Raw genomic sequence first — 8213 nt, 5'->3', positions numbered from 1 at the left:
GCTATCGTCACCAATTTTGGGACAGTCGTAACAGTTGCAACAAAAGTAGGCGGGGCAATCAAAACAATAGGAACTGTATTCGGTGTAGTATCAAAGCTTTTTATGACAAACCCTATATTAATTGCGATAACAGCCATTGCAGCGGCTGTTTATTTAGTCATCAAATATTGGGAGCCTATTTCAGAATTCTTTAAAGGGCTATGGGACGGCATCGTTTCGGTTGCAAAAACAATTTGGGATGGTCTTAAAGCATATTTTACTTTTCAATTTAACTTATACAAAACCATTTTCACCACAGTATGGAACGCTATAAAGTCGTTTGCAGAGGCTGTTTGGAACGGAATCGTTGTGGCGGCTCAAACTATCTGGGAAGGACTTAAATTATATTTTACAACTCTTCTAAATTTCTATAAAACCATTTTTACTACCGTGTGGAATGCTATTAAAACGGCTGTCACTGCCGTATGGAATGGGATTGTTACAGCAGGAAAAGCAATCTGGAACGGTTTGAAAACGTTTTTTACTAATTTTTTGAATGGTTTAAAAATCATATTTACTACGGTTTGGAATGCTATAAAAACAGCAACAACTACCGTTTGGAATGGAATCGTTACAGTTGGGAAAAGCGTGTGGAATGGTTTGAAAACCTTCTTCACAAATCTTCTGAATGGCTTTAAAAAGATTTTCACAACCATTTGGAATGGGATTAAGACTGTTTTAACCACTGTATGGAAAGGAATTTCCTCTGTGGCTAAAACAGTTTGGAATGCACTGAAAACATATTTTACAAATGCACTCAATTTCTATAAAAGTCTTTTCTCTAGAATCTGGAACGGTATTAAAAGCACAGTAGTTAATATTTGGAAAGGGATATCATCTGCTGGGAAATCTATTTGGAATGGACTTAAATCGTTCTTTTCAAGCTTATGGAATGGGATAAAAAATACAGCATCAAGAGTTTTTAACGGGATGAAAAACGTGGTCAATAATATTTGGAATGGAATGAAAAGTTCAGCACGTTCAGCGTGGAATCTTATAAAAACATACGTTGTTAATCCCGTAAATAATATCAAAAATAAAGTTGTTTCAGCCTTCAATAATATAAAGTCTGGTGTGTTGGGCGTATGGGATGGCATAAAATCTGGCATTCGGAGCTCTATTAACTGGATAATCGGAAAAATTAATAGTTTCACAGGTGGGTTCTCTAGCAAGCTGAAGGTTTTAAATAAGATACCAGGCGTGAATATCCCTTCGATTCCTAAAATACCAATGTTGGCTACAGGCGGCCGTGTATTACGAGGTAAAGCAATTGTCGGGGAGGCCGGTCCAGAATTATTAGATGCAACTGGATCAACAACAAAAGTCATTCCTCTTTCATCAAAAGAGAAGGCCGCTGGAATTTCCGGTGCGCTAGGAAATATTAGTCCAACAAACATCAATAACAATTTTGATCTGTCGGCGATGGCGAAAGCTATTCAGCAACTTTCTCAAGCTGTTTTAAATCACCCTATTGAGGTGAACATACCAGCTATTCGCACTGATCTTAGCGTAAACGGACGGCAATTTGCTTCAGCAACACAAAAAGACATGACACAAGCGCAACAGCGCCAAGCTTTTAGAGATAAGAGGCGGTACAAATGACAATGACATTTAACGGGGTATCAAAACCCTTTGTTCATGCAACGGTAGACACAAAGCGGCCAATGTGGGCGCCCATAGAGTGGGAAATGGTTGAAATCCCTGGTCGTCCTGGCGCATATCTGAAGCAAAAGAAAATAAAAGCCCGTCCGTTGCCTGTTTCCGTAGTCATTAAGGGCGTTGATGACATGCAGAAAGCGAAAGAAGAAGTGGCCGAATGGCTTGTAACTGACAAGCCTGCCCCTTTAGTCTTTCTTGATGAACCTGACAGAACATATTACGCCGTTATTGATGGTGAAGGGCAACTGGACGAGGTTTTCAAATTCGGAAAGGGCACGATAAATTTTATCTGCCCTGATCCTTACAAGTACGGGCCGGACACTGTTTTCGATATTCCGACTGCGGGCACGACTGTAAAAACAAACGGCAGCGCGCCGGCTTCACCCGTTGTAAAATGCACGCTTGCGGCTGCAGCCACGTCATACAGTATTGAATTGTTGAATGATGATGGCAGTGTATACCAAGGCGTATATCTGAAATTCAACTTTATTGCGGGTGATCATATCGAAATAGATTTTTCTAAGCGACGTGTGACGATCAGCGGAATCAAAAAGAGTTCAGCCATCCTTTATAAATCGAGGTTTTTTCAGATTCCGTCAAAGAAAAACGTCAAGGTTAAGGCCAGCCATCCAAGTAAAATACATTTAACAGAGAAATATAAGTAGATAGGTAGGTGATTATATGGCCGATATGTGGGTGTTAGATAGATACGATAACCCTTTGGCAATCCTATCTAGTGATGCGGAGGATGATGCCTGTACCTTTCATTCTGATCAGTTTGTGGAAAAGCTGAACCAAGGTACAGAATTCTCCTTCAGTTGTGACGCAAGACACGAAGATAGCCTACATGTAAATAAACTAAACCAAGTCGTTTTCAGAGATGAAGACGGCTTTTTTCGTCTCTTCAAAATTAGAGAAATTGACCGCGGCAACGGAGACAACGGGGCAGAGAAAGTCGCCCATTGTGAGCCGGCTGAAATGGAGCTGCTGGAAGCTATTGTGGAAGACATACGGCCAAACGGTAAAACGCAACAATATGCACTAGATAGAGTTTTAGAAGGCACAAGGTGGAAGGGCAATGTAACAGCTCAAACGGGTACACAGTCCACAAACTTTTATCATATCAGCGCTTACGAAGCCATTACTAAAATTATTGAGGTATGGGGCGGAGAGCTGCGTTTTACTGTCAATTTTGACGAAGAAAACAACAAAATTATTGAACGTGTTGTAAACATTGAGCAGCGGCGCGGAAATGATGAAGGTGATCGTTTCGAAGTCGGCTACAATGTCGAAAGTATTACAATCACTGAAATGGCGTATCCCGTTTCTGCTCTATATGGGTGGGGCGGCAGCGTGGAGACAGAAAATGGCGGGGATTCCCGTTATATTGATTTTGCAGACGTTGAATGGAAAGTTGCAAACGGTGATCCGGCAGACAAGCCTAAAGGTCAAAAGTGGATTGAGCTGCCAGGAGCAAAAGAGAAATACGGTTACAAAAAGGCTGATGGAGCGTTTATAAACTCTTTTGGTCAATGGCAGGATGAAAACATAACCGATCCAAAAGAGCTATTACAGAAAACGTATGAACATTTGAGGGATACGGCTTCCGAACCTCAAGCAACATATGAACTAAAGGTCATTCCGACTGATCATATTTCTCTTGGAGATACCAGGACTGCTATAGATGATACACAAGCCGATCCAATACAAATTCAATCCCGAGTTATCGCCCTCGGATACAGTATTTCAAATCCTGCTGGCACAAAAACCGTTGAAATGGGCGAGTTTTTAGAAGTTTATCAACCTGATAGGCGCCTAGACGATTTAGAAGATAAAGTGAAAAATATTGACCGCAATGTTCAGGTGACTGACGGCAGTTTCCCTGACATTATCCCGAAAGCCCCTTCTAACGTAGCTGTTAAGGGGCTTTTTTCAGGTGTGAGTATTACTTGGGATTATGATCCTTCTTCTTATATTGCGGCTTATGAGGTTTATGGATCACAAATAAAAGGTTTCATCCCATCTATCGAAAACCGGCTATGGCGAGGCAAACAAAGCGGTTTCCTGCATGAAAACGCTGGCGTTGATAATGTTTGGTACTATCGCATTCGGGCTGTTAACTATCACAGCAAAGCAAGTGAATTTACATCTGAATTTTCAGCAAAAACTCAGCGGATTATGACCGATGACATAATGTTCAGCAGCATTGTAGCGGATCGACTGGCGAATTTAGCAGTCACGGCTGATAAACTGGCGCGCAACTTTGACCAAGGCAATATCTTCCCGGGCTCTCTTTTAAAGGCGAAATGGTTTTACGATTACACATATACCTCTCATACAGTAGAGGAAAAAGAATTTAACGAAATGACGGTTTCTCAGACTCAATTGACTGATCAATTATTTTTTGGTGTTTGCGGGCTAAGGATAGCCCCGAATAATATCCAAAGAATGAAGCTTGAGCAAGGGAAAACATACACTCTTTCTTTCGAAGTGAAAAGAAATAATACAACTGATTTGAACTATATTCACCTTAAAGAAACGAATTCATGGTACAGGATAAGCGGAACAGATTTATCGGACATTTCTTCCTATCCTTCTGATCAGTTTGTCAGGGTTAATATTAAATTCACAGCTCCTACGACAAGCTCTGTATATACAATAGGCATCGGCGGCTTTAACAGGAACAACAATACAGAGTTATGCTCCTTTGTTATTCGAAAATTGCAAGTTCGCGAAGGCGATACGATAAAGGAGTATGGATACAGTCCTTATGACACACAACTAACGGACAACGTTATTGACGGTGATTACATCCAAGCCCTTTCAATCGGATCTGCTCATATACAAGAGGCAGCGATAGGAACAGCGCACATCCAAAAAGCAGCCATAACAAGTGCGCAAATTGCTGAGGCGGCAATAGGAACAGCAGCTATTCAAAACGCTGCTATCGCAAAAGCTCACCTGAAAACAGCGATAATTGATACCGTCCATATCATTGACGGAGCCATTACAAATGCCAAGATCGGGAGCCTGTCAGCTGACAAAATAAATTCTGGTACGATTAATTCTATTAATATTACAGGTTCATTGATCAAAGGCGGCAAATTCCAAGCGTTGAACACTAACCGTGATTTTGATTCTTATTTTGATGGAGACAAGCTATATCAGTACAGAAGATCCACTGCCTCAGGAACATATGGAGAATACACAAAATTAGACGTGCAGTCTAGCCTTATTTATCAAGAGAGCGGATATGTAGACTCTGATGGTTCAAACCAGGAAATCTATCGAAGTGTAAGCATAGGGGATGGGAAGATTTCAGTTAAAGGGACTGGTAGAACCTCAACCGAAAGCGATGTCCCCGTTGTTGAAATGTACGGCTCTAAAGGAAGCGGCACTACAGGTGTACAAGGAATTATAGCAATTTCTAATGTATCACCTACAAATATACCAAAAGATATTTTCACACTTACAGGAGAGGTAAACTCTATTGACATTGACGAAACAAAATACTTTTCTAATTTCCAAAACAGAGCGCGTGTTTCCGGTTCTTCTACTTTATTAGAATTAAAACCTAGCAATGCAGAAATTGACGTCTCAGGCGGTCTACGGGTGAATGCGAACAAGCGAACAGTATTCGAGGGTGCGCCAGTCGAACTGCCAAAAAGCTCTTTAATATATCCAGGAGATAGCCAATATACTACTGCGGAAAAAATCGTAGGCGGCAATGTAACTTCTCTTGTCACAGATATCCACGGAGCATTACAAAACAACTTGTGCATATGCGTTACTCAATGTGATGTTGTTTTAACGAGTGGTGGATCATATGCCTATGGTTATACCACGATCAACTTTGTTGATGGAAATTCACAAGGTGCAGAAAATATTTTTGCTGTGATGGCTACACCTTACGGGTCTAATGCCAATAATGTGACTGCGGGGATAATGAGTCAATCCTCTAAAGGCTTTCAAGTTCATGTTAGAGGAACAGGCGCAAAGGATATGACCAGTGCCTCCATAACGGTAAGATTAGTTGTCTTTTATGAAAAAACATAAGGAGGGAGGGATTTGATCAAAGAATTTGTTTTTAATCCTAGTAGCCGTTCATATATAGAAGGGTTAGAAATGACAGAAACAATTGAGGGAATATCCCTTTCAGCTTGTAATTATCACGAATCAAAATTTGAAAAGGTGTTCTTCATGGACACGGTTGAATTTGACATTAAGACCGAATCAGAAAGAGATGTCGGGTACGGGCTTCATATTGTCTATGTGAAAGCAACCGGCACAATGGAATATAAACTGTTTCATATGGTTGCAGATCAAGATGGCTATTTTTGTGACTATATAGATAGTACCGAATACATGTTGATGAAACCAATTCTTCGGGTGTCAGTTTCTCCTGATGGGACGAAGTCAGGAGAATTTTACTTGCACCCTAAAGGAGCGCAATGAAATGAAACTGGAGCCAATCGAAATAACTCCTCCAAATGATGAGAAAACAACGGAGGAGCAAATGAAAGAACAAATTTTAGATTTACAAAGAATGTGTAATGTTTTAATGGTAAACCAGCCATAAGATCGGAGAGATTCGATGGAAAAACGGAGTGTGTTTTACAACTTTTTTGAGGATTGCTGGAAGAATGGGACTGTTTTAACCATTGAGCTCAAAACACACGTTCAAAAGGGCCGTCTTACGCAAGAAGAGTTTGACGAGATAACAGCCCTTGAGCGCGGAAACGCTTATCCTGACCAAATAGAATAGGAGAAACAATATGGAAGAAAAGAAAACAAACGAAATGGATTTAGAAACGAAAGCGGAGCTATTCGAACGAAAAGCGGCAGCTTATCGTCAAAATTGGATGGATGCTGAAGATGTAATATTGTCGTATCAGTACCTATCAGAAAAAGATAAGCAGCTTTTAGCGGAAAAAGAGCAAGAAATCCAGCATCTGAAGGAACATATTGAGAAGTTAGAAAAGAACCTCAACAACTTGAAAGGTCCAGTAAAACTAAATCATCAGAAAAAATAAGCGGCGGAGAAGCGGCTTTTTTATTTTGCCTCTAAGGAGGTGATCAAACGAAATGGAGGAAACGACTGTGTTTATCAATTTTGAAACGTTGGATTTAGCAAGGATCTATCTGTTTGGAGGTGTGAAATATCTCGATTTGTTACTGGTTCTCAGCATTATTGACGTCATAACAGGCGTAATCAAGGCATGGAAATTTAAGAAGCTGCGGAGCCGGAGCGCTTGGTTCGGTTACGTCCGGAAGATGCTCAGCTTTTTGGTGGTTATTGTGGCAAACATTATTGATACAATTCTCAACCTGAACGGTGTTCTCACATTTGGAACCGTTCTTTTTTATATCGCCAATGAAGGGCTTTCCATTACGGAGAACCTGGCACAGATTGGCGTAAAGATTCCGGCTGCAATTACGGACCGACTTCATGTAATTGAAGAAGAAAACGAACAAACAACAAAAAAAGATGAACAAGCTGCTGGGTAATCCAGCGGCTCTTTTTATTTCAAAAACAGAATAGGAGAGATTTTTATGACAATTGCAGTGAAAAAGAACCTTGTATCAGAAGCAAAATACGCTTTAAAATGCCCTAATCTGATGACCGCGGAATACATCACCATTCATAATACTTACAATGATGCTTCAGCTGCTAACGAGGTCAGTTACATGACCGGAAACACCAGTTCAACGAGTTTTCACTTTGCAGTTGATGACAAAGAGGTTATTCAAGGACTGCCGTTAAATCGCAATGCATGGCACACTGGAGACGGCACAAACGGACCCGGGAATCGTAAGTCTATCGGCGTTGAAATCTGCTACAGCAAGTCAGGAGGCGCTAAATACTACGCTGCTGAAAAGTTGGCAATCAAGTTTGTGGCGCAGCTACTTAAAGAACGCGGCTGGGGTATTGACCGTGTGCGGAAGCATCAAGACTGGAGCGGAAAGTATTGCCCGCACCGTATCTTATCAGAAGGACGCTGGAATGAAGTTAAAGCGGCAATTGATGCTGAATTAAAAGCGCTTGGCGGCAAAACATCAAGTAAGAAAACAACTTCTTCTAATAAGACAGTTAAAAAATCAAGCTCAAGCAAAAAGAAATCATTCTTCAATTTGCCTTCCGGCATTTTCAAAGTGAAAAGCCCATTGATGCACAGCGATGCCGTTAAGCAGATCCAAACAGCCCTGTCGGCATTGCATTTCTACCCGGATAAGAAAGCCAAAAATTTTGGGATCGATAGCTATTATGGACCGAAAACAGCCGATGCCGTCAGACGATTCCAGCTGATGAATGGTTTAAATCCTGATGGCATTTATGGACCAAAAACGAAAGCAAAACTTGAAGCATTATTGAAATAAAAGAACCCCTCTGAAAAGAGGGGTTTTAAAAAACTTGGCTAGACAAATCTTCTTTTAAGCCATATTTTTTATCATTATCAAGAACTTCTTCATAATTATTCATGAATTTTGTTGTCTCGTTTTGTTGACTGTAATAA

9 protein-coding genes are annotated in these 8213 nt (G+C 40.7%); all 9 read left to right on the top strand.

Going from position 1 to position 8213, the window contains the following annotated elements; translation table 11 throughout:
* On the top strand, positions 1-1641 hold a 1641-nt coding region (locus tag AC4CV5_RS20710), incomplete at its 5' end, for a phage tail protein (RefSeq protein ID WP_490923794.1).
* A complete protein-coding gene (locus AC4CV5_RS20705) occupies positions 1638-2363 on the top strand; it encodes a distal tail protein Dit (RefSeq protein ID WP_490923793.1) in 726 nt (241 codons plus the stop codon). The genes AC4CV5_RS20710 and AC4CV5_RS20705, both read left to right, overlap by 4 nt.
* A 16-nt stretch (positions 2364-2379) precedes the next feature.
* A complete protein-coding gene (locus AC4CV5_RS20700; protein WP_490923792.1) occupies positions 2380-5754 on the top strand; it encodes a phage tail spike protein in 3375 nt (1124 codons plus the stop codon).
* A 12-nt stretch (positions 5755-5766) separates the two neighbouring features.
* Positions 5767-6153: a hypothetical protein gene (locus AC4CV5_RS20695; RefSeq protein WP_490923791.1), complete on the top strand. Its 387-nt coding sequence runs from the start codon at positions 5767-5769 to the stop codon at positions 6151-6153.
* 1 nt (position 6154) lies between these two features.
* Positions 6155-6277 (top strand): hypothetical protein, encoded by a 123-nt coding sequence (locus AC4CV5_RS20690; protein ID WP_284438230.1) that lies wholly within the window; start codon positions 6155-6157, stop codon positions 6275-6277.
* Positions 6278-6292: 15 nt separating this feature from the next.
* Complete coding sequence (locus tag AC4CV5_RS20685; RefSeq protein WP_103803602.1) at positions 6293-6463, top strand: XkdX family protein; 171 nt, start codon at positions 6293-6295, stop codon at positions 6461-6463.
* A gap of 10 nt (positions 6464-6473) precedes the next feature.
* Positions 6474-6731, top strand: a complete 258-nt coding sequence (locus AC4CV5_RS20680; RefSeq protein ID WP_490923789.1) for a hypothetical protein — start codon at positions 6474-6476, stop codon at positions 6729-6731.
* A 52-nt stretch (positions 6732-6783) separates the two neighbouring features.
* Positions 6784-7206, top strand: coding sequence for a phage holin family protein (locus tag AC4CV5_RS20675; protein ID WP_103803604.1), 423 nt, complete (start codon positions 6784-6786; stop codon positions 7204-7206).
* Between the two features lie 45 nt (positions 7207-7251).
* Positions 7252-8076 carry a peptidoglycan recognition protein family protein gene (locus AC4CV5_RS20670; RefSeq protein WP_490923788.1) on the top strand — a complete coding sequence of 275 codons (825 nt, stop codon included), beginning with the start codon at positions 7252-7254 and terminating at the stop codon, positions 8074-8076.
* Positions 8077-8213: the final 137 nt, after the last annotated feature.

The sequence above is a fragment of the Bacillus sp. NS1 genome (assembly GCF_058248265.1).
The sequence above is the reverse complement of the archived record's forward strand: the minus strand, read 5'-3'. Positions and strand labels throughout refer to the sequence as shown.